Below are 25,480 nucleotides of genomic sequence, written 5' to 3'. Positions count from 1 at the left end.
TCTCGCTTCTTTTGGCTTTTGTTGTAGGGGAGTTAATCTTTACTGGTGGTTTTTAAATTGCGACTTGCGCATACGGTTCAACGCCGCCATCACATCGATGACACGCGGTTTCGCCAAATCACCGTGGTTTGGCATATTTTGGTGCCATGTTCCTGCTAATAAAGCCATCATCTCTTTGCTTGGTTGCGCTGACCACCCCGGAGTCTGCGCAAACTGGAACCAAGTCCAGCCAATCGCATTGACTTCAGAAGGTGACTCCAATTGTTCTAACGCATTTAAATCCGTAAATTCTTTGCCAAAGCGAAGCGAATCAACGCCTTTGGCAGAGACTCGGAATTTACCATCAACCAGTAATTTTTGCAGCGCAGTGCGATTCACCGCGCGTTCTGGGAAAATAGCCAGTGGCGTTTCACATTCGTTGTGACGAGCAGTTGGGTGCTGTTTGATGACTTCTTTAGCTTTGTTAGTCACATCAACGGCGTGGTAGTCATGCATCTGGATGACAGTATCGGCGACGTCTAAGTAATCACCGGATCCCCCCATGACGATCAGTGTCGAGATATCCAAATCATCGCGAAGTTGCCCGATACGATCAACCAATGGTGTAATGGGCTCATCACCTTTACTAACCAGCGCTTGCATACGCTCATCACGGATCATGAAGTTGGTGGCGGAAGTATCTTCATCAATCAGTAATGTACTAGCGCCAGATTCAATGGATTCTTGTAACCACGCTGCTTGCGATGTTGAACCGGACGCATCTTGAGTGCTGAAATCGGAGGTTTCTTTACCCATAGGTAGGTGATTGATGTAGTTGGACAAATTTAAATTATGTACGCAACGGCCATCTTCAGCGCGAATTTTCATGGCTTGATGATCCGTAACAATTCGCTCACGGCCATCGCCGGGAATATGGTTGTAAATTGAACGCTCAATCGCCGTTAACAAAGTCGATTTACCGTGAAAACCACCGCCGACGATAAGGGTTATACCTTTGGGGATACCGAGTCCTTTAATTTTGCCTTGGTTTGGTGTCTCAAGCTCGACTTCTAGCGATGTGGGCGCTTGGAAAGTAACGGCGTCTTTCATCGGCAGATCACAGTTACCTGCCAAGCGAGGTAATACGCTGCCATTAGCCACAAAAGCAACCAGATTGTGCTGTACCAGTTGTGCACGCATTGCTTCTTGATCTTCGATCACAGCGCAATGCTCAAGTAGGGCATCTTTATCCAGTTCACGTTCAATGGTGGCCCGGCGAATGAATTTTGGCAGGTAGAAGGTGATGATGTTGAGCGCTTTCTTGGCCAGAATGTCACGACCTTCAGCGGGTAAATTGATGCGAAAACGAAGCTCAATACCATGCTCCGTAAAGAGAACAGCTGTACTATCAAGCACCGTTTGGCCCGTCAATGCGATGGCAATATGGTTCTCTTGCTTAGCAAACTCCGCAAAACTACGAGCGATAAAATCTCTTGCAGCCATTTGATAAGCAGGTGATTTCTCTTTTAACCATTCCAGACCGGTCAGAGACCATGCTCGAGTAGCGCGAAAGCGAGATGCAGAAGCGTAAGGGTCCGCTTGGATATGATCGATATGCAAGGTGAAATCACCAAATTCGTATTGACCTTTGATCTGCTGATAGGCGCGGTAGTTCTGTTTTTCTAGCTTTTTGAGAATTGATGTTAATAAATCCATCTCGATATCGCTCGTTTGGAAAGGAAAGGCGGCGATTATAGGAACCGCCACACTGAGAGTAAAGACATGATAAGGGATTCCTTTATCCTACAAAACCTTTGTCTCGATAGGGTGTGCATAATTTTGGTTCAGTAGCCCAGCCTCAAACTCGTCACAAGGCATCGGTTTACCATAGAAATAGCCTTGGCCAAACTCACACCCTTCACTGATGATAAAGTCTTCTTGGCTTTGATTTTCAATCCCTTCGAGGATCACTTTCAGCTTTAATTTTTTGGCAACGTGAATGATTGAGCGAACAATTTCTTTATCTTCCTCACTTTGATCCAATTGATGTACAAAGCTTTTATCTATTTTTATGCAATCGAAGGGAAATTTTTTCAAATAGCTGAAAGAGGCGTAGCCCGTGCCGAAATCATCAAGTGACAACGTCACACCTAGTTGGTGTAGAATTCGCAGTGTGTTGCGAGCCACCACTTCATCTGCAATCAAACAGCTTTCTGTTACTTCCAACTCTAAGTACCGAGCTGGAAGTTGGTAGGTGTTCAGTAGCTCACGAACTTGGTCTGCGAATTGGGCATTCTTCAATTGGACGGCTGAAACGTTAATAGCCATTTTGAAATTATCGACCTGTTTTGCCCATTGGCTCGTTTTTTCGATGGCCGATCGCAGGACAAAGTTACCCACTTCAAAAATCAGTCCATTTTGTTCGGCCATGTGAATTAAGGTTTCATTAGATATATCGCCCAATACGGGATGCCGCCAACGTAGTAGCGCTTCTGCCCCCGTCCAGCGATGAGTGGTTGGAGAGACCTTAGGTTGAAAATAGAGCATGAGCTCATCGTTGCGCACTGCTCGTAATAAGTAGCTTTCTAATTGGTTGATTTGCCGGAGTGAGTCACTGAATACTTGCGAGTGATAGCAAAATTTATGACCGGAATCTTTGCAAGAGACCATGGCAGCAGAAGCTTGTTTGAGCAGTTCTATAGCATTGTCAGTGTCTAAACTCGTTGCAATACCAATATAGGAATGAAGATGAACATTATGGTCATCGAGCTTAAATTCAGAATGACCGATTTCGACCAATTTATGGCACAACTTTTCCAGGTGACGCGCTAATAGTTTTGTTTTGACGATCAAGACTAAATCTGTCGACGTGGGTCGAGCGGTCAATATTTCAATTTTATCGCAGCGGCCTAGTCGCTCACGATATCGAGCGATGACTTGATCCCATGCTCGGTAGCCAAAGTGAGATTGAATATGACGAGCATTAGTGAAACCAATATGAATGGCGGCAACTTCGGTGTGCTGCTTTGTTGCTTGTAAAAGGCTATTTTTGAGCTCCAGTTCAAGTGCGTTGCGATTTAAAAAACCTGTGCTGACGTCATGCCACTTTTGATATTGAATCTGTTGTTCTGCGGCGCGGCGTTTATCGATTTCTTGCGTGAGCGAGTAGTTGAGATCAGCAAGATCTTGTGTTCGGTTATCGACGCGAAGCTGAAGCTCATCATTGAGCTGCTGAAGTCTTACTTGTTGGTATAAGGTGGTGAGATGGGATTCAATGGTATCGCGAAAACTCTCCAGTAACTGCCGATAGGTGGGGCCAAAATGGTTCTCCTTGTTATCGAGTACGCAAATGGTGCCAAATATATCACCATTCGGCCACTTTAATGGGATGCCACAATAGGCAATCATGCCCAGTGGTGCATCTGGATTATGCATCCATTTTTTATCGGCTAAAGCATTCGGGACCAATAGTTCCTGCTGTGTTTGCATCACAGTTTCACAGTACAGACCTTGTCCTAAGGGTTCTTTATGTCCGGTTTGATAGGGGTTGTCGACGTTGGTGTTTTTACAGAATATTTCGAGTTTTTGCTGGCTAGCACGCATGATCAATGCGCTCGGAACGTTTAAAATTTCAGCGAGTAAATTCACAATGCGCTGCCATCCATCCATCATTGAAGAGGGGATGAGCATCTCATGTGTCTTTATTTTCGACATATTATCAAATTCCTTTGGACGACAAAGCTTAAAAAAGCCGAGCATTCATTGCTCTAGACTGACGATGACAAGATCCGCTCCTATGACCATAGTATGGTATTAAGAATAAGAACGCGCCGCCAATGTAACAAAAAAAAGCCCCAATAAAATATTGGGGCATTGAGATAGTTAGCTGTGTCTCGTAAATGATACGGAAGGAGTTAATCGGCTTGCTTGATATAATGGTCGATATTAATTTCTTGAGCATAATCAACACAGTCAAAGTCGAAGCCATTGAGCTGCATGAATTCTCGCTTAAAGCCCTTATAGTCACCTAGTTGCTTAAAGTTGTACTGATCCATTTTCTCCAGTAAATCGGCCACTTTTTGCTGAGTATCTGGGTTGAGCTCCCAATCATCCATACGGATCAGTCGTTCGCCATCAACGGGTACTTTGCCTTTGCTAGAGAGTTTTTCGCTAAACAGACGCTGCATCTGCTCGATACATCCTTCGTGCGTCTCTTTTTCTTTCATCACCTTATACAATGCGACAATGTAAGGGCTTAAATTGGGAATGAACACGCTCGCCTTCGTGACTAAAGCTTTACAAACAGTCGCATAAGCCCCGCCGCCATAGTTAGACAATTTTAGGTTGAGAGAGTGGCTGGTTTGGTGCAAATCAATTTTGGCGCGCCCCAGTGTACCGTCAAGATAAATGGGGTGAGTAATCTGAGGGCCGATGTATGAAAAAGCAATGGTTTTACACCCTTGTGCAATCGATTCAGTGTTGATCAGCGTATCTATCCAGTTTTCCCAATCCTCGCCACCCATTACTTTCAGTGTACTTTCGATCTCTTCGTCATTTGCAGGGGTAATGGTGGTTTCTACCCACGTATCGTTTTCTAGTAATATTGTCGCACCAGAAACGGCCTCACCAATCGGTTTAATGGCGGAGCGCCAATACTGATCTGAATTGGGTTTTGGTCTCATGCCGCTGGCGATACTGTAAATGACTAAATCGACTTCCCCTTCAAAATAGGTCTCTATCGCTTCAATCACTTGCTCGCGTACTGATGGTGAAAAAACATCCCCATCGATATTGACGGCGACTCGACCCGCTTGCTCGGCCTGTTGTTTAAAAAAGAGATTGTTGTACCAACCAGCACTACCAACCCCTTTTTCTGATGGCGTTTTTTCAAAGGAAACGCCAATCGTATCGGCTTCTGAACCACCAAAGGTCAGGGCAATGCGGGCGGCGAGCCCAAAGCCTGAAGATGCGCCTAAAATGAGAACTCGTTTTGGCCCGTGAGTGATCGGTCTGCAAGATTTTACGTAATTAATCTGTTGTAACACAGCTTGTTCGCATCCGAGTGGATGAGCAGAGCGAGCGACCACACCTTTGATCACAGGTTCAATGTGCATAGTTTGTACCTTTGCGGTTAGGGGAATGGTCTAAAAAATATCGTAAAACTAGGTAAAGTTCATTGAGCTGAGGCATTAAAATCAGAGATGCTCTGCTAAATGTTGCGCAACAAAATTGGCGATCCACGGCTGAGCGTCGACCGTCGGATGTAAGCCATCAGCCATCATCCACTCGGGTTTAATGATCACTTGCTCTAAGAAAAAGGGCAGTAACGGCACAGTGTGTTTGAGGCTAAGCTCAGAATAGAGGCTATAAAAGGCATCGCTGTAGCGTTTGCCATAGTTTGGTGGAATGCGGATCTGCATCAAAAGAGGGGTTGAGCCTGCTTTTTTTATTTGGCCAATGATGGCGGTTAAATTGCTGCTGATCAATTGAGGTGGAAAGCCACGCAATCCGTCGTTCGCACCAAGCTCAATAAGCACCGCATCAGGGGTATGTAGGGTGAGTAGTGACGGTAAGCGGGCTAGGCCATTGCCCGTTGTATCGCCAGAAATACTGGCATTAATGACATCAATGTCTGATTTACCTTCAGCTTGCAAGGCATTAGGTAGCAAGCTAGGCCAAGCGTTTTCAATCGGCATTTGGTAACCAGCGCTTAAACTATCACCCAATATCAAGAGTGTGGTACTACTAGCGTTAGCCGAGAATAATAAAATACAAATCAAGGAAAGAAGTCGAGTCATGCAAACATCCGTTATTAGAGCACATTCATTATCTAAAACAGTCTCTACCAATCAAGAGCATTTAACAATCCTAAAAGAGGTAAACCTAGAGATCAAAAGTGGTGAAAGCGTGGCGATAGTCGGAACGTCTGGTGCGGGGAAATCAACCCTGATGACGCTGTTGGCTGGGCTTGATACGCCGACACGCGGAGAGGTAGAGCTATTGGGTCAGCCATTGTCTCAACTGGACGATGAAGGACGTGCGGCGATCCGCAGTCAATCGGTTGGCTTTGTGTTTCAAAGCTTTTTGCTGATCCCAAGCTTGTCTGCGTTAGAGAACGTGACGCTACCTTGTTTGTTAAAAGGCGAAAAAGAGGATGTGGATCGTGCTAAATCCTTGTTGACGGCCGTTGGTTTATCGCATCGAATGCATCACTCTCCTGCACAACTTTCAGGGGGCGAGCAGCAACGAGTCGCGCTAGCAAGAGCCTTTATGATCAATCCGAAAGTGCTGTTTGCCGATGAGCCTACTGGCAACCTTGATCAAGAAACCGCGGCAAAAGTGGTTTCATTATTGTTTGAATTAAATAAGCAGCACGGAACGACCTTAGTGCTGGTTACCCATGATCCCGCTCTTGCGGCTCAATGTGATCGTATTTTCCACATGCAAGCTGGTATGTTGGAGGAGCGGTAATGAGCGAGATGTCGAGCCGTTCACTCAATAAACGATTAATTCGCTGGAGCTTAGGTGAAATCCGCCACGGACAGTTGTGGCCTATTTCAGTGGCGCTAACCTTGATCATTGCTTGTATTTTTGCGCTGACTGCCTTAGCTGAGCGTATGGAGCAAGTGATTGTTAAACAAGGTAAAGACGCACTCACTGCCGATAGTGTGTTTGTTTCCGCAAACCCACCCCCAGCGTCATTGCTCGATCAGATCGAGCGCTTGCAATTGCCGTCTTCACAACTTACGCGTTACGCGACAATGGCATTCAGTGAGCGCGGTATGCAGTTAGTCACTGTCAAAGCAGTGGATAGTGCTTATCCGCTACGCGGTGAAATGCGTCTTTCTGATGATGTGACGACATTTCAGCACCTTGCGCCGAATCAACTGTGGTTAGATGAACGAGTGTTTGCGCAATTAGACGTTCAAATTGGTGATCAGGTCACGCTGGGCGATGCCGACTTTACGGTATCGGGACGCATCCTTGAGGAGCCGGGACTCAGCTTTAATCCGTTTCAACAGATGCCCGCGGTGTTGATCCACCAAGACGATGTGGCTCGTACTGGTGCACTTCAATTGGGGAGCCGAGTGCAATTTAGCGTGTTCATTAATGGTGATGATGGACAGATTGAAGCAGTAAAACAGCCCGTTACTTTAACGCCTAGCGATCGTTGGCGCGACCGAAATAGCGCCAGCCGAACGAATGAGGTTTTTGAACGCACAGAGCAATATTTGTCGTTAACCGTAGCGATTGTGATCATCATGGCGGCAACCACATTAGTCCTGACTTGTCAGCACTATGTTTCTACGCGGCAAAAAACCATCGCCATGTTAAAAAGCCTTGGAGCGAGCAAACGTTGGATCCGCCAATGGTTGATCGTACAAGTGGTGATTTTGTTTGTTTCTGCTGCGGTGCTTGGGGTATTGATCGGCATTGGCCTAGAGTCTTTATTACGCGTGCCGCTGGTGGATTTATTGCCTACGCCTTTACCGAGTTATGGCGCTAAACCCGCTTTTATTGCGCTGATGGCGAGTGTATTGATCGCTTTTCCTGCACTCGGCATTCCTTTACTGCATTTGCTAGATACCAGTGCGCTCAATGTCATGCAAACAGAGCGAGCGAAACCGAATCATCGCCGTAATGGGTTGCTCATCTTGATTCCGTTAGTGCCGATGCTGTGGGCTTATTGGAATAATCTCTTAGTGTGGATTGTGTTGGCTGGGATAGTGACGCTTTTTGCAGTGCTTGCTGTGGTCAGTGTTTTGGTTGCTCGTAGTTTAGGACGTCTTCCGCTCTCTACCGCGCTTAAATTAGCGCTCAGCCGAATCAATCGTTCGGCAATCACGACCGGAGTCCAGTTCGGCGCGTTAGGACTATCGTTAATGTTATTGGCGATCATCTGGTTAGTGCGTACCGATTTACTCTCTGATTGGCAGCGAACCTTACCCAGCGATGCTCATAACGCATTTGCACTCAACATTTCACCAAATGAAGTTAATGATTACCTTAACACGTTAGACAGCGCCAACATTGTGCGTTCGCAAGCCTATCCGATCATCCGAGGGCGTTTATCGACTATTAATGGCATAGAGGCCAAGCAACAAGCTCAAGGTGAAGAGGGGAGTGATGCGTTGAGGCGAGAGCTCAATTTCACTTGGGGAGAATCGCTACCCAGCAATAACCAACTGACGGCAGGAGTGTGGACAGAGCAAGGTGGCGTTTCGGTTGAATCGGACGTTGCTCGTGATTTGGGGCTGAAACTGGGTGATAGTTTAGGCTTTGTGATCAATAGCCAAACCGTGGAAGCGAAAGTAAATTCCATTCGCCAAGTCGAGTGGCGAGAAATGAAGCCTAACTTTTATTTCATTTTTACCCCAGACCTATTGCAGGAGATCCCTGCCACGTGGCTGGTGAGTTTCAGAGCGCAAGATCAAGATAACGCCTTGCTTGCCACCCTTGCTCGCACTTACCCTACGGTCAGTTTGATGGATATCCGGGCAATGGGCGATAAGATTCAAACTTTGCTGACGCAAATTATCTGGTCAGTGACAGTGCTGGCTGCAATGGGCGTGATTGCTGGTATTTTACTGATTTTTACCCTGTTGCGTTTAAGTTTAAGCCAGAGGCAACAAGAAATTCGCTTATACCGCACTTTAGGGGCCAGCAAGCGCCGCGTTGAGCAGACTATTTGGGCTGAATACGGTTTGATGGCGCTCATTGCCGGAGTTGTCGCAAGCCTTGGCTCTGACGCGGTGGTGGCCAGCGTCATGAAGTTCGGTTTTGAACTAGAACCTATGGCGCATTACAGCATGTGGTTGGTGCTACCCTTGGCGACGTTTTGCACATTATCGCTGGTCGTGAGTAGTTTAATTAAGCGGCTGTTAACCCCTATAAATAAAGACTTTAACTAGCGGTATCGATAATCCCAGACTGAGTTATCCACAAAAACAGTGGATAAAGTTTGGGATAACTCGACGGCTTGATAACGGCCTATTTGCGCTTAGCCCCGTAGTTACCTTGGGTTGCGCAGTTTTGTTATTCACAAGGTTGAAAAAACGTCGTTTTGGCTTTATTGAGTCAAGCAATTTTTTAAGTTATTTGTCGATTATGCGTATTGCTTGTTAGTCGTAAAACAGATAAGACCACGTGAAAAATGTGATTTTAATAACGCTTTACAAGCTTTAGAATGCATCCGGGTTTTCCAGAGTACTCGTATCTTATGTCATATAAAAAGTTCAATACAGATTCTCCATGTGTCGCAATTATTGGTGGGGGTGTGGCTGGTGCCACTGCCGCCGTTCATATGGGAGAACTGGGGCTCAATGTGCTGCTTTTGGAAAAAAGCGCTGGCCTCGTTAATGGGCCGCCGATTTGCCATCTGCACGCGGGTGGTAACCTCTATCGCGAAATTTCGCAGCAGCAGTGTCTTGAGTTACTTAAGCAGTCGATTGAAACCGTCAGGCTCTATCCCCACACGCTGAATAAGCGACCGACTGTGATTGCTGTTCCGCATAGTGATGGCGGTGAGCCGCAAGCCTTATTGCCAAGGCTAGAGCTTATTCAGCGCAGCTATCAACAATTGGTTGATGAAGACCCACGTAATCAACAGCTTGGTCAACCCCAAGAGTATTTCAAACTCTACAGCCGTGAAGCACTGCAGGTATTAGCAACTCAGCAACAGAGTGATCAACCGACATCATTCGATGATTGGGTGATCCCTTTTGCTCAACATGCAGATTTAAATCAGTTGAAATACCCAGTCATTGCGGTGCAAGAATACGGTTGGAGTGTTTTTCGTCTGGCGGCCAGTGCTGAGCTTGCGTTAGCGGCGATGCCTCATTGCCAAGTTTTAACGCACGTTAAATTAATCAAATCTGATTTTATTGATGAGCAATGGCAGCTCGTTTATCTGGATGCTCAAAAGCATGAACACGTTATTCATGCCGATTATTTAGTCAATGCATGTGGTTATGAAACGGGAATAGTCGATGATTTGGCTAAGGCTCCGCGTCAACGCTTGGTGGAATTTAAAGCGGCTTACGTTACCCGTTGGGCAGAATGCGACCAGCAATGGCCAGAAGTGATTTTTCACGGGCCAAGAGGTACCCCACAAGGAATGGCTCAGCTAACACCGTATGCTGATGGTCTATTTCAGTTGCATGGTATGACCGAGGGAATCACGTTATTTAAAGATGGGTTAGTGGCCTCGCAAGCTGGATCATCACAACCCGTATTGCCTGATTATCTCGAACGCAAAATTAAGAACGGCTGGCAACAGGACGCACTACAAGAGCGCAGTGAACGAGCCATACACCACATGAGTCAGTTCATCCCACAGTATATTCAAGCACAAGTGGCTGGTAAGCCACTGTTTGGTGCACAGCAAATTCCTGGCCAAGATGCCACATTACGAGCCGCTGATGTTACGTTTGAAGCTCATAATTATGCGCGAATCGAAGTGGTCAAAGGTTCATCTGCGTTGGAAGCGGCAACTAAAATTGTTCAGCATTGGCAGTTAGTGAACGATGAAGACTTGCTACAATCGATAGAAGTTCGTCACCCAATCAGCATGAGTTTGGCTCTTGAACAGGTGGAAGAGAAAGCCATCGCGTTAGCTAAGGCACGTGCTTATCCTGAAGAATTAGCAAAAATTGTCGGTATGGTTTGATTGGTAACACCTTGCGGTTTTCTAAAGGAGCAAGGTGATAGTCGTTAGTAGCCGAAATAACGCGCCCATTGGCACCAAACCTCTTGCAGGCCTTGTATATCACCTTTGACAAAACGTATTTTCTGCCCCGGTTTTGCTTGTGCCAAACGGGGCAGATCAATGCGAGCCACACACCCTAATTTAGGGTAACCGCCGATGGTTTGGCGATCGTTGAGTAAAATGATCGGTTGGCCATCTGGCGGGATTTGAATCGCCCCCAAAGCAATCCCTTCCGATAAAATAGGTGTCGCGGGTGGGGTAACCGTATCGCCATTAAGGCGATAGCCCATGCGATCGGCATGCTGACTGACAGTGAAGCTGGTTTGATAAAAGCGATCGAGTTGCTGCGATGAAAATTGCAGGGCTTGGTAGCCTTCAATGACGCGTAATTTAAGTGGCAGATTATAATCAGGCTTATAACGAAAAGTGATGTGTACGGGTTTGTTATCGATAGCGTGGGGATTAAAGTGCAGTGAATCGCCCGCTTGCAGTGGTACGCCGTTTTGCGTTAACCCACCAAGCTGTTCTTTGGGTACGGTGGCAACACTACCTAAATGGTGAGGCACAATGAACCCTCCGCGCACGGCCAAATAAGCTCTTAAGCCATTTTTGGCTAGGCCAAATTTCAGTGTTTGCCCGGCTTGCGCGCTAAAGCTTTGCCAATTACCAATCAGTTTTCCATCTAACGTGGCCGATAAATCACCACCTGCAATTGCCAGCATACATGGATGTTCAACATGAAATTCCGCCTGACCAAGCGTGATTTCAAGCGTTGCTAAATTGACTCGGTTACCCAGTAAATGGTTGGCCCAACTGTAGGCGTAATCATCGACTGGTCCTGATTGAGTAACACCGATATGACTGAGACCAAAGCGGCCAAAATCTTGAATTAAGCTCAGTTGACCGGGTTTTATCACCTGTAGTAAGGGGCTCATGAATGGTGCTCCCACTGCGCGGCTAATTGAGGTATTTCACCTCCTAATGATAAAAATTCCTCGCGAGTCATCGCTGTAAACTTCACTTTAGTTCCAATCGAAAAAGGCGTCATTGGTGTTTGATGAGGAGAAAAGAGCGCATGGGGGCAATTGGCGATGATATTCCATCCTCCGGGAGAGTTGTTCGGATAGACGGCCGTTTGCTGTTCTGCAATCGCGACGCTGCCTTTTGCCACACTAAGGCGTGGGGTGGCATGGCGCGGTAAGCGTAATTGTTCATCTACTTCAGCCATAAAGGCAAAGCCTGGTGCAAAACCGACGGCACAAACGGTGTAGACCGTTTGAGTGTGTAGCGCGATAACTTGTTGCGTGGATAAACCAAGCGCATGGTAGCGCTTCAAATCTGGGCCGACACTTTCATCGTAGTAAGCGCCAAGCTCAACCAAATTGTGGGTGGCTTCCACAGCTAAAGATAAGGCTGCGATCGCTGTGATCAATTGCTGCTCTAGCTCCCTTTGAGTTATACGATAAGGAAGGTAATCGATCAAAATGGTAGTGTAAGAGGGAGTGACATTCATCAGGTAAGCAGAAAACTGCACCATGATCTGTTGCGCAACTTGTCCGATATCGAGTGACAGATCGGCCGATGGCGGGTGAGCAAAACGCAATAAGAGGCTGCATTCCGCAACGGGTTCAATGCTGTAGTTCAATGTCACTTAACACTCCTTGTGATGACGTTGTAGCCGCTAGGAGATACACGTGTAATGGTTCAACGCTCTCGTAGACAAATTCGGATTTTCTCTATCAGTTCAATCGCTGCCGGATTATCGCCATGCACGCAAATCGTATCGGCTTCGATAGGGATCACAAAGCCATCCGAACTGGTCACTTTTCCGTAATCAACCAGTTGTTTAATTTGATTGATGATCGCCTCTTCATTAGTCAGCACTGCATTGGCTTGGCCTCTTGGAGTGAGCATACCATTAGCGAGATAAGTCCGGTCGGCAAAGGCTTCAAACAGCAATGGCACGTCATAAATATCGGCGATATCAAGGTAATCTTGGTTATTGCCTGAAGCTAAGATCATCAAGGGCACATTGAAGCAAGAAACTGCATCGACCACTGCGCGAAAGACAGATTTGTCACGCATCATATCGTTATATAAAGCCCCATGAGGTTTGACGTAGCTTATCTCGGCATTTTTGCTCTCACATAATGCCTTGAGTGCGCCAATCTGGTAAATCAGTAACTCGCAGATCTCTTCTTCGCTAAAACTCATTGAACGGCGACCAAAACCTTGCAAATCGGGGTAACCCGGGTGAGCGCCAATCATTACATCAAATTGAATCGCCAGCTCAATCGTTCGGCTCATCACGTGTGGGTCAGAGGCATGAAAGCCACACGCAATATTGGCCATGTCAATCCAAGGCATCACCAACTCATCAGCGCCCATTTGCCATGCACCGAAGCTCTCGCCCATGTCACAATTGAGAGTGATTGTTCTTTTTGTCACGGGTTGCATCATCCTTGAGTATCCATGTTGAGTAACTTGCCGTAATCAAAGGCAATATACAGTGATCCGATTCATTGTTTGGCGATAAGTATGGGCCGAAAGAGAGCGAATTTGCCTGATAGACAAACATTAAAGCAGATTGATTTATAAGTGAAGTTTAGGTTGAAAGTCGTTAAACTTGCACAACCAATGTCAGAAGGTAAAAACAATGAAAGTATTAGTGACAGGCGGGATGGGGTATATCGGCAGCCATACCTGCATTCAAATGATCCACGCCGGTATGACACCCGTAATTTTTGACAACTTATACAATAGTAAAGCATCGGTTTTAGAGCGCATCGAAAAAGTGTCCGGTGTGAAGCCGCTGTTCGTCCATGGTGATGTACGCAACCAAGCACAACTGGTTGAAGTGATGAAAGCGCAAAATATTCAAGCGGTGATCCATTTCGCAGGCTTAAAAGCAGTCGGTGAGTCAGTAGAAAAACCATTGGAATATTACGATAACAATGTGAATGGCACATTGGTACTGGTGGCGGCCATGCGTGAAGCTGGCGTGAAGGCACTTGTTTTTAGTTCATCTGCAACCGTATACGGTGACCCAGCCTCAGTGCCTATTACCGAAGATTTCCCAACCAGCGCGACCAACCCTTATGGCCGTAGTAAGTTAATGGTTGAAGAGTGCTTGGCCGATTTCCATAAAGCCAACCCAGATTGGAGCATTACACTGCTGCGCTATTTTAACCCTGTAGGTTCACATCCATCAGGCGAGTTAGGTGAAGATCCACAAGGTATTCCGAACAACCTAATGCCTTTTGTCTCGCAAGTGGCCGTGGGTCGAAGAGCATTTCTCTCTGTTTTTGGCAGTGATTACCCAACTAAAGACGGCACAGGGGTTCGCGATTATATTCACGTAATGGACCTAGCCGATGGTCATATTGCTGCGCTGGAAAAAGTAGGCCAACAAGCAGGCTTGCACATTTATAACCTAGGCACAGGAAATGGCTACAGTGTACTAGAGATGGTGAAAGCGTTTGAACAAGCGTCAGGTAAAAGCGTGCCGTACCAATTGGTCGAACGCCGCGCTGGTGATATTGCGGAGTGTTGGGCAGATCCAAGCAAAGCGATGGCGGATCTAGGTTGGAAAGCGACTCGCAGCCTAGAAGCGATGACACAAGATACGTGGCGTTGGCAGTCAAATAATCCACAAGGTTATCCTGAGTCTTAAGCTCTTGCTTCAACTTCTCTGCGATGAATGAAATAAATAGCCAGTCAAATGACTGGCTATTTTGATCTGACTTGGTTACTCAAGCAATCCAATGATCAGTTAGTCCGATAACGGCTTAAAATTTCACCAAGGTTGCGCGAAGCGTTTGCAAGGCTAGCGACACCTTGCGATGAGGTTTGCGCAACACTGCGAATCGCATTGGATTGTGTACGAATATCGCTCAGCTCAGCAGCAATATCATTAGCAACGGCGCTTTGCTCTTCGGCTGAAGTTGAAATTTGAATACTCATGTCATTGATCATTTTTGCTGATTCAGCAATTTGATTGACGTTATTGCCGATGTTAGCGACTAAATCACTACTGGTTTGAGCTTGACTAACCGTTTGCTCAGTAATGCGTGCGATATCTTGACTTTCGGTTTGCAGCTTCTCAATCATGGATTGAATTTCAACAGTAGCCGCTTGCGTGCGGCTAGCTAAGGTGCGAACTTCATCAGCTACCACGGCAAAACCGCGCCCTTGTTCACCAGCACGTGCCGCTTCTATTGCAGCGTTCAGTGCCAATAAGTTCGTCTGTTGCGAAATGGCATTGATGGTGGTGATCACATCGTTAATCTGCGCCGTATTTTCATTCAATGTTGAAACCGAATGAGAGGCTTGTTCAATGAATTTTGACAACTGGGAAATTTCATTAATCGCTTGCTGAACTAGCTGTGAGCTCTCTTCCGCTTGTTTTGAATCTTGCTCGGCTTGCTGATTGGCTTGTTGGGAAATGGTCGACACTTCTTGCGCCGAGGCCGTCATCTCTTCCATGGCCGTGGCGACGGAATCCAAGGAAGCGTATTGGCTACTGATTTGTTGCTCGCTCTCTTTCATCTCATGGGCAAAAGAGCTGGATGTTTCACCGAGAGTGGTGGCGTTTTGTTTTACTGAAACTACCAGTTCGGTCAAGGTGTCCATGGCGTTATCGAGCGCGCAGCCAATGGTGCCAAACTCATCGCGACCGGGATGAAAACCTAATCGTGAAGTTAAATCACCTTTTGAAATTTTCAAGGTTGTTGTGTATAGCACCCACAATGCACCGCCAATAAAAGTAGCGATCCAATAGAGGAAAATAGCAAAAGGGATTGCCCACAAATAGCTCAACAGAAAAGTCGAGAGTGCCGATCGCTGAGCGTCTTTTTCAAGATAAGAGAGATTCTCTGTCAGTGCGTAAACTTTGCCATCGCTGTGTTTTGCTGTGGCGGTAATCACCCCTTTTTGATAACTAGTTGCGGCTAAAGAATGGCGAGTTTCAACCGCTGAAAGGGTTTGTGGATCTGCGCCGCTGGCAAGCAGACCTTGCAGTTTGTACTCAACAGCTAACTTCGATTGCGCTTCTATCTGGGCCAGTGAATCAACATAGCGATTTCCTGCGACAAAGCTTAAAGCGGTGAGGAATAAAGCGAAGATCACCCACATCTTGTCATTAATTGACATTTTAATGAACACGCGGTCAATCGTCCTGAACTGAACTTCTTTCATTGCTGCTCCGATATGCAAAAAAGTAATAGTAAATTTTATAAATATACTAAGGCTAAATGTGTGTGTTCGTGCAGAATTTTATGAAATGAATGTTGACTTAAATATCAAGATTGAGACTTTGATCTTATTTTAGGTTAAAAAAGTGGGGAGAGTAATATTACTCTCCCCACTTTTAACTTTAATTGATTAACCCAGAGCGGGTAGTACACCAAGGCTAATAAAGATTTGCGAAGTGACGATCATCAAACCAATGGTCGCTGTCATGGTCAGAGCCAGTTTGCCGCCTCTGACTTGATATTGTGTTCCACCCTGCGGTTGGAATACTTGGTTTGAACGCACTTTAATCACCATCACAATCGGTAAGAATATGGCCAAAATAGTCAACGCAATAGCCGCGTAACCGAGCGCCATAATAAAGCCTTGAGGGTAAAATAGCGCAAAGACTAATGGTGGCAGATAGGTGATGACGGAGGCAGCCATACGGTGCAATGGAATGTTCTTTTTCTTAATCGTATCGCCCATGAATTCAAACAAGCCCAAGCTTACGCCTAAGAATGACGTCAAAAGTGCAAGGTCGGCAAACACGCCAATAATGCTGCTTAAATTGGATTGATGAACGGTTTGCCCTAATGTCACAATTAGCGCACTAAGGCCGGAATTCTCAACCAGCTGAGGTTGGCTAACGACACCTAACGTGACGATCTGCCAAAAAATGTAAATAATCAACGGGATAGCAGAACCAATTAAGATGGCTTTGCGCAGCGAAGGGGTGTCGCCATCTAAGTAATTCACAATCGCCGGAATACTGCCATGGAAACCGAATGAGGTGAAAATGACGGGAATTGCAGCAACGATTAAGCCTTGCTCAAGTGGCATACTAAGCAAGTATGACTGAGAAACATTAGGTGCAAGAAATGAGAGCACTATAATCATCGCGACCATTTTACCGGCAAACAACAGGCGGTTCACTTTATCAACCGTGCTGGTGCCGATCGTCACCACAAGTGCAACCAGTAAAGTAAAAAGCAAGGTGCCTAACGGATTGCTGATCTCAATGCCAGCAAACTCTGTCAGGCGATGAGTGAATTGTGCGCCGCCACCGGCAATGTAAGCTGCACAAAGCGAATAGAACAAAAATAGCATAGCAAAGCTCGCTACCCATTTTCCTTTTTGCCCTAAGATCTGTCTAGCCAATGTATGTAAGGTGGCGTCTTTGTCTGCATATTGATGGATTTCAACCATTAACAATGCAGTGAAAGCCATTAATGCCCAGAGGGCGATCATAATCAGTAATGATGTGCCAAAGCCGATACCTGCAGAAGCGAGCGGTAGAGCTAGCATGCCTGCACCGATAGTGGTCCCTGCGATGATCAAAGTACTGCCGAAAATCTTTGATTGAGTCATGGTGTAAAGTTCTTTATACGTTATGTTGTGTTTCAGGGAGTGATATATATGAATACAACGGGGTGTTGACCATTAATCCACTCATTTTGGGCTATATTGTAGAACTTCGGATTCATTTTCAACAGCTTTGTAAAAATAAAAATCCATGAGTGTATTTTTTTGTTTACATGGCAAGGTGGCGGCTAAATAAGAGTGGTCGAAATCGTTTCGCTGTGATAGATATTGTGGTGATGATTAATTTGACTATTCGCTTTCAAAAAACTGTCATATAAATCATTTAAAAAGGATCTTGCGACGTGATAATCCCGTCTCAGTAAATATCAAAGGAGGTCGATTAATGAGTGACCAATATAAAAACGATGAGTGCTTAGAGTGGCTCGACGCCATGGAGATCGGATTTGATTTATCCGATTATGACTCTGTATCTCATGAATGCTCTGAACAGAGCGCAGAATAGTACCAGCCAGCAGCCTATGCTGGCTATGCCCCTTACATTCCCCCCTCGTGTATCAATTCCTTAACACTATTGATTTCCGCTGATTTTGAATAGGCGATTACCTTGCGCTTTGTTACAATCCGCGCCCTGATTTCCAATAGGTAAGCTGCAATGTCTGATACTGTGCACCCATTCCAACGTTTAGGACTTTCAACCACATTAGTTAGCGCTCTGCAATCTTTAGGTTTTGAACAACCGACGGATGTTCAATCTCAAGCTATCCCGCATGTTTTGGCTGGTAAAGATGTCATGGCTGGGGCGCAAACGGGTACCGGCAAAACGGCAGCTTTCGGTTTACCTATTTTGCAACGTTTTCTTGATAACCAAGCTGAGCGAGAAGCCAATAGTAAAGTTGTGCGCGCGCTTGTTTTGGTTCCGACTCGTGAGCTGGCTCAACAAGTGTTTGATAGCTTAAGTGCTTATGCACAAGGCACTACATTGAAGATCGTCACCGCGTACGGTGGAACCAGCATGCAAGTACAAACACGTAATTTACGTGGCGGTGCGGATATTTTAATTGCGACGCCGGGGCGGTTAATTGACCATCTTTTTGTGCGCAACATTATCCTGACGCAAACCGAAGTGTTGGTGCTGGATGAAGCCGATCGCATGCTCGATATGGGGTTTTTGCCTGATATCCAACGTATTTTGAAACGCATGAATGATGAACGCCAAACGCTGTTTTTCTCGGCCACCTTTGATGACAAAATCAAAGCATTAGCACACAAAATGATGCGCGACCCTGTCGGCGTGCAAATTTCACCGGCCAACGCGACCGCTGATACTGTAAAACAGATCGTTTATCCAGTGGATAAAAAACGTAAAAGCGAGTTATTAGCTTATCTAATTGGTTCACGTAATTGGCAGCAAGTCTTGGTATTTACCAAAACCAAACAAGGTAGCGATGAGCTAGCCAAAGAACTGAAATTGGACGGCATCAAAGCGGCCTCGATCAATGGCGATAAAAGCCAAGGGGCGCGCCAAAAAGCATTGGATGATTTTAAATCAGGTAAAGTTAGAGCGTTGATTGCTACCGATGTTGCAGCTCGTGGAATTGACATTCAGCAACTTGAGCAAGTGGTTAACTACGACATGCCCTATAAAGCGGAAGATTACGTGCACCGTATTGGTCGCACAGGTCGGGCCGGGCTAACGGGCTTCGCGGTCTCTTTGATGAGCCGAGATGAAGAGTATCTGCTTGAAGCGATAGAGGCCTTACTCAATCAACGCCTGCCACAAGAGTGGTTAAAAGGGTTTGAGCCGAGTTTGTTGGAAGCCTTACCGACTGAGCGTAGCAGCCGTAAACCTAGCCGTTCAGCGGAAAAAAGAAAGATGAAAGCAAAACTAAACATCCATGCCGGTAGAGGTAAGCGATAAAGCGCCCGCTTTATCTGGCCCAGTCACATTCAATATCATACAGCAACTCATTGATGGAGTTCGGACAGAGCGTCTGAGCTTCGTCGATATGGAACTTGGCGATCATCAAGTCATTAAAGAGTTGCCAATGTTTTAGTAAGCATTGGTTCACATCTTGAGTTTCATCTGACCATGTTTCTTTTAAAAATGGCGTGAGGCTCGCCGCGCCGTGCGCGTACATGATCATCTGCCATTTTATCTCCCACACCTTTATTGGTGTGGCTGAAAATTCACGGTTGTATTGCTCGGCAAGTTGTTCGACGAGCTGCTCAATTTCACCTGCACTGTCGATAAAATAATCAAACAGAGCATCTTCTTGCCTTACCGCATCGGCGATCAGTTGAATCGGCTGTTTGACGGTCAGCATATGCGCGAGCAGCCGTACAATGAACAAATACAACTGCACGTTGGCGGGGGTGTTGGCTGGGATCTCTTTCAATATATGACGTAAATAATTCTCCATATAAAGATGGAGACCATCGCTGATACTGCGCCATATTTGCTCTTTACTACCGAAATGATGACGCAGCAAACTGTGCGAAACCCCAGCTTTTTCGCTGATCGTTCGTAATGACACTCGTGCATAACCTAGCTCGCAAAACAGATCCGCAGCGACCACTAGAATGTCTCTTTTGGTTTTTTGGGCATCAGTGGCACTTCGGCGGCCTTGTCTTTTGGTCATTTTTTAACTCGTCTCATTTTTTAACGAGCGCAGTTGTACCAGATTTGAGAGGCAGTTTCACGGAAAAAACGCGTTGGCAGTCATAACCGATGATAAGGTTATGACTGCACAATGTTAATTGGATCAGAGATAAAGGGAGAGTTTGCTGATTAGAAAATCAATATCATCGCGCGAAACGTCTTTATGGGTCACAAAACGTACTGGATTGCCTGGCGAAACTTTTATTCCATCTTGCGCCAACTGATTGGTAATTGTATGGATATCGATAGAATCAGCTAATTTGGCAAATACGATGTTAGTTTGCACTAAATCTGGATTGACGGAAAACCCGTTTAAGTCCGCTAATTTGCGCGCTAAATATTGGGCATTGTCGTGATCAGTCTTCAGCTGAGTGACTTGTTCAGTCAATGCAAGATGGCCTGCTGCGGCCAAAATGCCTGCTTGACGCATGCCGCCACCGAGCATTTTTCTTAAACGTCGAGCCTTGGCAATGTAGGTTTTTGAACCCAACAGCAGCGAGCCGATAGGAGCGGAAAGCCCTTTAGATAAACAGACCGTCATTGAGTCAAAGTATTGCGCAATCTCTTTAACATCCACATCCAGCGCTACAGCGGCGTTGTATACGCGCGCGCCATCTAAATGCAGTGCCAAATGGTGTTGATCAACAAACGCTCGCGCTTGCGCTAAATAGGCGAGTGGTAGAACTTTGCCATTGATGGTGTTTTCAAGGCTAAGTAATCGCGTGCGAGCAAAGTGGGCATCATCAGGTTTAATGGCCGCGCGCAGTTTATCGAAGTCTAACGTGCCATCAGGGTTATTTTCGATTGGCTGCGGCTGAATAGAGCCAAGAACCGCGGCGCCACCCGCTTCATATTTGTAGTTGTGCGCTTGTTGGCCACACAGGTACTCATCGCCACGCTCACAATGTGACATTAAACCCAGCAGGTTGGCTTGTGTGCCTGACGTGGTAAATAGCGCCGCTTCAAAACCGTGTCGCTGCGCGGCCCACTCTTCTAAGGCGTTGACGGTTGGGTCATCGCCATACACATCATCACCCACGTCGGCATTAGCCATTGCTTCACGCATCGCGGCGGTGGGTTTAGTAACGGTATCTGATCGAAAATCCATATAATCTCCTCATGCGTTTTTCTATTTTTGCTAGAAGCATTTTCACTTCAATTCTTATCTGTGATTGTAATTTATTGATAAATAAGCTCTTTATTGATGGCTAAGTATTTTATAGATAACCACACAGCTTCGCCTTACTTAGGCAGGCAATGGTTTTTGAATCTGTGATTTGCCCAGTGATGATTTTTTGCTCCAATTCCTGGATCGAAAGCGTCACCACCTCAATGACTTCATCATCGTCGCATGATAATCGTGCAGTTTTGCTCAACTGTTTAGCGACAAACAGGTGCTGTATTTCGTCACAAAATCCAGCTAATGGTGTGACTTGCCCTAAAGTGATCAGCTCACTTGCGCTGTACCCTGTCTCTTCTTCAAGCTCACGGTGCGCGCATTCGGCTGGAAGCTCCCCCTTTTCTAAAGTGCCTGCTGGGAGCTCTAACAACCACTTTTTGAGTGAGGGGCGAAACTGATTAATCAGAATAATATCGCCTTGTTCTGTGATCGGCAAAATCACGGCCGCGCCCGGATGGACGATGGTGGTGTGCTCAATGCTTTTGCCTGTAGGAAGGGTGACATCCTCTTGCACTAATGAAATGGTTTTCCATGTATGTATGGTTTTGCTCATGCAAACTCTTCTTTAATTGTGGCTAGCCAATGACTGATATGGTGATAAGGGTTCAACCTTACCGAGAATCTGTGGCTAAGACAAAGTAAAACGATAACCTAAGTATCAATATTGCTTGCACAATCAGTGATGTCAGTCTCATATATGCAAACATTGATTTCGAAGAATTTCACAGAAAAGAGATCTGCTATAAGTGGGCGCCTATACTAAAATCTATTTGTAACAAAACAATAACAGTCGTATAAAGTTATGTATACAAACCATTTGGAGCGCTTAAGTGATCAATTTTACTCCTGCATCTCATGCGCAAAAAGCGCTACTTTCAGAGCGCATAAATAAGCTTGCTAAGGCTTTATCGGATGGTGTTTATGAGCGTGAAGACACCATCAAACTTTGTCTACTGGCTGCTTTAGCGGGGGAAAGTGTTTTCCTACTCGGCCCTCCTGGTATTGCAAAAAGTTTGATTGCGAAACGTCTGATCCAAGCCTTCGATAACAGCAGTTATTTTGAATACCTCATGACGCGTTTCTCAACACCAGAAGAGGTATTTGGTCCATTAAGCATTCAAGAATTAAAAGATAATGGGCGCTATGTTCGCCTAACCAAAGGCTATCTTCCTACCGCACAAGTGGTTTTTCTTGATGAAATTTGGAAAGCAGGCCCCGCCATTTTGAATACCTTATTAACGGTAGTGAATGAAAAGACCTTCAAAAATGGGAGCGATATTGAACGTGTACCAATGCGTCTTCTGGTTTCGGCATCGAACGAATTACCGGATGAAGAGAGTGGTTTAGATGCCTTGTACGATCGCATGTTAGTGCGTGTGTTTGTCAACCGTATTCAAAATAAGCAGAATTTCAAATCGATGCTGACTGTCGGTACGCCACAAGAAGCGCGCATCCCTGAAGGGCTTGCGATTACCGATGAAGAGTATCACTCATGGCAGCGACAACTTGACGATTTACTGTTGACAGATGACGTGTTTGAAAAGTTATTTGAGCTGAAAAACATGCTAGAGCATGCCGTTGAAAACCAGCCCGCTGCGGCAAGTATTGATATGTACGTTTCAGACCGCCGTTGGAAAAAAGCGGTGAAGTTGCTCAAAGCGAGTGCGTTTTTTAATGGCCGCGACTCAATCAACCCGCTTGATTTACTGCTGCTGCAAGATTGTCTTTGGAATAGCCCCGATTCTCGCGATATTGTGCGCCGCGTTATCCGCGACTTTGCGTTGAAACATGCTTTTGACCAACAAGAAGTTGAACATCAAATCGTAGTGTGTCGTGAAGAGCTGGCTGAGATTCAAGAAGAGCTAGAGTCTGAATTTGGCATGTTGCTCTCGCTGGAAACATCATCCGGTTTGATTAAAAAGCAAGTGCATCAGTTTGATACCAAATCGGCAAAAACCTATCAGGTAGGCACCGCTCATGACTTGGTCAAATTGGTATTGCTGCAAAGCAATATGTCCGTCTCTGAGGCCGAAAAAGGCGATAGCCGCTGGGTTTATGTGCCTAAAAGCGAGCTTGAAAGAACGATCAAAGAGGGGCATGGCGATGTGTATGGTTATGTGAATCAAAATACCAATTTGTGCCGTTTAAGGTTTGATTTAGATGCTGGTAATAACCTCGTTCTTAAAGATATTGCTAATCGCTCGGTGTTGGTGAGTTTGGTGACTGAGCAAGGTTTAGACGAAAGTCTTTATCAAGAGTGGCTTACGAAAGCGGATCAAGCCGTTGCACAGTTGCAACATGCCGAACACCATTTGCGTAAAGTGCGTTCTAAGTTTCACGGCGCTTTGCCGCATAACTTCATTGATCCGGAGCTGCCCACCGCTATGGAAGCGACGCTGCAGCATCTACAGCAATTACTTGAATCGACTCATACCGAATGCGAAAAAACGGTGCTTCGTTTTAAAAACCTAAACCAGTTTTTTGCGTAAGGAGAAAAGATGCTTGGTGCCGATGGTTTAAATTTAGCGTTAATGATTGCCGACTCGGGCATCATTGATACGGCAGTGAATGATTTGCTTGCGCGCTCGCAAGTGATGATGATGGCTGAAAACCGCGGCGTGGCGAATTCAGTTAAAAATCACCTAACTAAGTGGCGTGGTAGTGTCAAAAAACGCATTACAAAAGTGTGTGAAACTGAGCGTTTTCAACAAGAGCTGACCTTATACCAAGAAGTAATTCACTGGGATGAAGAGACCTTCTTTACCCGGATTAACGAGATAATCAAACAGTTGGAATGGCACTCAGCATTTTATCTCCAAGCACGTCGTTTAATCGAAAAAAAACAAGGGGTTGCATAACCCCATGTTCCCTCATTTCTTTTGTGACCAATGGTATCAAAGCCTTTGCCATGCGATTAAACAAGCGCAAATCAACGAACTTGAAAGTAACAAAGAAAAAGTGTTGGCCGATTTGTACCAGCGTATGGAAACCATGAAAAACATGGATAAAGTCACGGAATCGGGTGATGAAAGCAGCGTCGGTCGCTTGTGGGATATGGCATCGGCGAAGCTCAGTAAAACAGACATTAGTGTCATGAAACGCCATGCAGAATTTTTGAAAAAGAACAAAGGATTGCAAGAGATTGCTGAACAGCTTGGGCGCATGGCTGGCGAAGTAGATGACCCGGATCTCAACCGCACTCCAGCCGAAGCGCTGCAAATGGTGGAGGAGAAATCGGACGAAGCGACGGATGACATCGTCGGCATCCACGAAAGTGATGATCTGAACAAGCTACTGCCCAACGAAACCATGTTTCTTGCCTATCCTGAACTTGAGGTGGTTTTCTACAAGCATTTAGTGGATAAGCGCTTGATGAACTATCGCATGCAAGGCAAGTCTCGCACCTTGCGTAAAGTCAAAGCCTACCAACCAGAGCACAAACAGTTTGAGATTGAAAAAGGGCCGTTCATCGTATGTGTGGACGCTTCTGGTTCCATGAGTGGTTTCCCAGAACAGTGTGCAAAAGCGATGGCTTATGCTCTGATGCAGATCGCGCTGGCTGAGAGGCGCGAGTGCTACGTGATGCTGTTTTCTACTCAGCAAATTACCTATGAGCTGACCAAGCAAGATGGCTTGCGTGAAGCGAGTGATTTTTTAAGTTATTCATTTCACGGTGGAACGGATTTAGACCCTGTGCTAGAACAATCGGTTGAACTGATGAACAGTGACAAATACCGCAATGCAGATTTGGTCGTATTGTCGGATTTCATCGCACCTAAACCGCCGGAATCTCTGCTAGAAAAAATCGCGACCTTAAAACATCAAAAAAATCGTTTCCATGCGGTGAGTTTGTCTCGCTATGGTAATCCACAGTTGATGGCGATGTTTGATCACTGCTGGGCATACCATCCTAATCTCGTCGGGCGACTGATGAAAAAATGGTAACGATCACTTGATAAAAGCTGATGGATTGTTGCTCTAATTGTTCGCCTTCTATCCTTTGCGGGTCGATTCTTAGTCACTTGATTCATAAGTGGAAAATTTATTGTTGACTCATTTTCTTAATCCGTTAAAGTACGCCTCGTTCTCACGGCAAAGCTCGAAAGAACAATATCAGGAGTTAGTTGCTCAGCAAGATGAGCAAAGTTATTAAAAGCTGCAAAGCAATGTTTAATAACAAATGTTTTTAATAACCAAATGTTGTTAATAACAAAGCTAGCGAATGTACTTCAAAAAATTTTCGATGGTGTGTAACTGATTCAGTTGACGGCCTCGCAATCCAGAATTGCGTGCCCTGGTGGTGAAATTGGTAGACACAAGGGATTTAAAATCCCTCGACTTTCGAGTCGTGCCGGTTCAAGTCCGGCCCGGGGCACCATCTTTTTACTGCTTATGCAGT

The 25,480-nt window shown here is 45.7% G+C and carries 18 protein-coding genes, 1 tRNA gene and 1 pseudogene; 8 read left to right on the top strand and 12 right to left on the bottom strand.

Going from position 1 to position 25,480, the window contains the following annotated elements:
- Positions 1-39: 39 nt before the first annotated feature.
- From AACR75_RS09420 to tesA, 4 genes are all read right to left on the bottom strand, one after another.
- Positions 40-1,695 carry an ABC-ATPase domain-containing protein gene (locus tag AACR75_RS09420; protein WP_047689992.1) on the bottom strand — a complete coding sequence of 552 codons (1,656 nt, stop codon included), beginning with the start codon at positions 1,693-1,695 and terminating at the stop codon, positions 40-42.
- 87 nt (positions 1,696-1,782) lie between these two features.
- Positions 1,783-3,693 carry a bifunctional diguanylate cyclase/phosphodiesterase gene (locus AACR75_RS09415; RefSeq protein ID WP_029189707.1) on the bottom strand — a complete coding sequence of 637 codons (1,911 nt, stop codon included), beginning with the start codon at positions 3,691-3,693 and terminating at the stop codon, positions 1,783-1,785.
- 200 nt (positions 3,694-3,893) lie between these two features.
- The gene (gene fabV / locus AACR75_RS09410) at positions 3,894-5,093 is read right to left on the bottom strand and encodes an enoyl-ACP reductase FabV (RefSeq protein WP_047689774.1); all 1,200 of its coding nucleotides are present in this window, start codon (positions 5,091-5,093) and stop codon (positions 3,894-3,896) included.
- An 81-nt stretch (positions 5,094-5,174) separates the two neighbouring features.
- On the bottom strand, positions 5,175-5,777 hold the full coding sequence (tesA, locus tag AACR75_RS09405) for a multifunctional acyl-CoA thioesterase I/protease I/lysophospholipase L1 (RefSeq protein ID WP_047689771.1): 603 nt from the start codon (positions 5,775-5,777) through the stop codon (positions 5,175-5,177).
- On the opposite strand from tesA, the gene AACR75_RS09400 reads away from it, so the two are divergent.
- From AACR75_RS09400 to AACR75_RS09390, 3 genes are all read left to right on the top strand, one after another.
- The gene (locus AACR75_RS09400; protein WP_013867953.1) at positions 5,776-6,450 is read left to right on the top strand and encodes an ABC transporter ATP-binding protein; all 675 of its coding nucleotides are present in this window, start codon (positions 5,776-5,778) and stop codon (positions 6,448-6,450) included. The two genes, tesA and AACR75_RS09400, sit on opposite strands and share 2 nt — an antisense overlap.
- Positions 6,450-8,891 (top strand): ABC transporter permease, encoded by a 2,442-nt coding sequence (locus tag AACR75_RS09395; RefSeq protein ID WP_047689769.1) that lies wholly within the window; start codon positions 6,450-6,452, stop codon positions 8,889-8,891. Before AACR75_RS09400 ends, AACR75_RS09395 begins: the two co-directional genes overlap by 1 nt.
- A 275-nt stretch (positions 8,892-9,166) precedes the next feature.
- Entirely contained in the window at positions 9,167-10,648 is a 1,482-nt protein-coding gene (locus tag AACR75_RS09390; protein WP_081989769.1) for an FAD-dependent oxidoreductase, read from the top strand.
- A 44-nt stretch (positions 10,649-10,692) separates the two neighbouring features.
- Here AACR75_RS09390 and AACR75_RS09385 read toward each other — a convergent pair whose 3' ends face one another.
- The 3 genes from AACR75_RS09385 to AACR75_RS09375 are packed head-to-tail and all read right to left on the bottom strand — an operon-like array spanning position 10,693 to position 13,135.
- Entirely contained in the window at positions 10,693-11,637 is a 945-nt protein-coding gene (locus AACR75_RS09385; protein ID WP_013867949.1) for a 5-oxoprolinase subunit C family protein, read from the bottom strand.
- Positions 11,619-12,338, bottom strand: a complete 720-nt coding sequence (locus tag AACR75_RS09380; RefSeq protein WP_047689761.1) for a 5-oxoprolinase subunit B family protein — start codon at positions 12,336-12,338, stop codon at positions 11,619-11,621. Before AACR75_RS09380 ends, AACR75_RS09385 begins: the two co-directional genes overlap by 19 nt.
- A gap of 53 nt (positions 12,339-12,391) precedes the next feature.
- Positions 12,392-13,135 carry a 5-oxoprolinase subunit PxpA gene (locus AACR75_RS09375; protein WP_026027410.1) on the bottom strand — a complete coding sequence of 248 codons (744 nt, stop codon included), beginning with the start codon at positions 13,133-13,135 and terminating at the stop codon, positions 12,392-12,394.
- Positions 13,136-13,343: 208 nt separating this feature from the next.
- Here AACR75_RS09375 and galE point away from each other — a divergent pair, with 208 nt between their 5' ends.
- Positions 13,344-14,360: a UDP-glucose 4-epimerase GalE gene (gene galE, locus AACR75_RS09370; RefSeq protein WP_029189705.1), complete on the top strand. Its 1,017-nt coding sequence runs from the start codon at positions 13,344-13,346 to the stop codon at positions 14,358-14,360.
- Between the two features lie 95 nt (positions 14,361-14,455).
- On the opposite strand, the gene AACR75_RS09365 is transcribed toward galE, so the two are convergent.
- Complete coding sequence (locus AACR75_RS09365) at positions 14,456-15,883, bottom strand: methyl-accepting chemotaxis protein (RefSeq protein ID WP_047689758.1); 1,428 nt, start codon at positions 15,881-15,883, stop codon at positions 14,456-14,458.
- Between the two features lie 186 nt (positions 15,884-16,069).
- Positions 16,070-17,287, bottom strand: a complete 1,218-nt coding sequence (locus AACR75_RS09360; RefSeq protein ID WP_047689755.1) for an aromatic amino acid transport family protein — start codon at positions 17,285-17,287, stop codon at positions 16,070-16,072.
- A gap of 607 nt (positions 17,288-17,894) precedes the next feature.
- Here AACR75_RS09360 and AACR75_RS09355 point away from each other — a divergent pair.
- Positions 17,895-19,160 carry a DEAD/DEAH box helicase gene (locus tag AACR75_RS09355; protein WP_013867942.1) on the top strand — a complete coding sequence of 422 codons (1,266 nt, stop codon included), beginning with the start codon at positions 17,895-17,897 and terminating at the stop codon, positions 19,158-19,160.
- 10 nt (positions 19,161-19,170) lie between these two features.
- On the opposite strand, the gene AACR75_RS09350 is transcribed toward AACR75_RS09355, so the two are convergent.
- The 3 genes from AACR75_RS09350 to AACR75_RS09340 all read right to left on the bottom strand — a co-directional run bounded on the left by AACR75_RS09350 (position 19,171) and on the right by AACR75_RS09340 (position 21,634).
- The gene (locus AACR75_RS09350) at positions 19,171-19,881 is read right to left on the bottom strand and encodes a TetR/AcrR family transcriptional regulator (RefSeq protein WP_013867941.1); all 711 of its coding nucleotides are present in this window, start codon (positions 19,879-19,881) and stop codon (positions 19,171-19,173) included.
- Positions 19,882-20,004: 123 nt separating this feature from the next.
- The gene (gene ltaE / locus AACR75_RS09345) at positions 20,005-21,009 is read right to left on the bottom strand and encodes a low-specificity L-threonine aldolase (protein ID WP_017043160.1); all 1,005 of its coding nucleotides are present in this window, start codon (positions 21,007-21,009) and stop codon (positions 20,005-20,007) included.
- Positions 21,010-21,118: 109 nt separating this feature from the next.
- On the bottom strand, positions 21,119-21,634 hold the full coding sequence (locus AACR75_RS09340; protein ID WP_017048791.1) for an NUDIX hydrolase: 516 nt from the start codon (positions 21,632-21,634) through the stop codon (positions 21,119-21,121).
- Between the two features lie 277 nt (positions 21,635-21,911).
- On the opposite strand from AACR75_RS09340, the gene AACR75_RS09335 reads away from it, so the two are divergent.
- From AACR75_RS09335 to AACR75_RS09325, 3 genes and pseudogenes are all read left to right on the top strand, one after another.
- Entirely contained in the window at positions 21,912-23,570 is a 1,659-nt protein-coding gene (locus AACR75_RS09335) for an ATPase RavA domain-containing protein (RefSeq protein ID WP_013867938.1), read from the top strand.
- 9 nt (positions 23,571-23,579) lie between these two features.
- Positions 23,580-25,026: pseudogene (gene viaA, locus AACR75_RS09330) on the top strand (ATPase RavA stimulator ViaA).
- A gap of 346 nt (positions 25,027-25,372) precedes the next feature.
- Positions 25,373-25,459: transfer RNA gene (locus tag AACR75_RS09325), tRNA-Leu, on the top strand.
- Positions 25,460-25,480: the final 21 nt, after the last annotated feature.

Origin of the sequence: Vibrio sp. ZOR0018 (assembly GCF_963865925.1) — a bacterium.
Classification (GTDB): domain Bacteria; phylum Pseudomonadota; class Gammaproteobacteria; order Enterobacterales; family Vibrionaceae; genus Vibrio; species Vibrio anguillarum.
The sequence above is the reverse complement of the archived record's forward strand: the minus strand, read 5'-3'. Positions and strand labels throughout refer to the sequence as shown.

Excerpts from the sequence above, each read along its gene's own strand:
- galE (WP_029189705.1), top strand. The coding sequence starts at position 13,344 with ATGAAAGTATTAGTGACAGGCGGGATGGGGTATATCGGCAGCCATACC.
- AACR75_RS09420 (WP_047689992.1), bottom strand. The coding sequence starts at position 1,695 with ATGGATTTATTAACATCAATTCTCAAAAAGCTAGAAAAACAGAACTAC.
- ltaE (WP_017043160.1), bottom strand. The coding sequence starts at position 21,009 with ATGGATTTTCGATCAGATACCGTTACTAAACCCACCGCCGCGATGCGT.
- fabV (WP_047689774.1), bottom strand. The coding sequence starts at position 5,093 with ATGCACATTGAACCTGTGATCAAAGGTGTGGTCGCTCGCTCTGCTCAT.
- AACR75_RS09350 (WP_013867941.1), bottom strand. The coding sequence starts at position 19,881 with ATGACCAAAAGACAAGGCCGCCGAAGTGCCACTGATGCCCAAAAAACC.
- AACR75_RS09340 (WP_017048791.1), bottom strand. The coding sequence starts at position 21,634 with ATGAGCAAAACCATACATACATGGAAAACCATTTCATTAGTGCAAGAG.
- AACR75_RS09395 (WP_047689769.1), top strand. The coding sequence starts at position 6,450 with ATGAGCGAGATGTCGAGCCGTTCACTCAATAAACGATTAATTCGCTGG.
- tesA (WP_047689771.1), bottom strand. The coding sequence starts at position 5,777 with ATGACTCGACTTCTTTCCTTGATTTGTATTTTATTATTCTCGGCTAAC.
- AACR75_RS09360 (WP_047689755.1), bottom strand. The coding sequence starts at position 17,287 with ATGACTCAATCAAAGATTTTCGGCAGTACTTTGATCATCGCAGGGACC.
- AACR75_RS09415 (WP_029189707.1), bottom strand. The coding sequence starts at position 3,693 with ATGTCGAAAATAAAGACACATGAGATGCTCATCCCCTCTTCAATGATG.
- AACR75_RS09400 (WP_013867953.1), top strand. The coding sequence starts at position 5,776 with ATGCAAACATCCGTTATTAGAGCACATTCATTATCTAAAACAGTCTCT.
- AACR75_RS09365 (WP_047689758.1), bottom strand. The coding sequence starts at position 15,883 with ATGAAAGAAGTTCAGTTCAGGACGATTGACCGCGTGTTCATTAAAATG.
- AACR75_RS09390 (WP_081989769.1), top strand. The coding sequence starts at position 9,167 with ATGCATCCGGGTTTTCCAGAGTACTCGTATCTTATGTCATATAAAAAG.
- AACR75_RS09355 (WP_013867942.1), top strand. The coding sequence starts at position 17,895 with ATGTCTGATACTGTGCACCCATTCCAACGTTTAGGACTTTCAACCACA.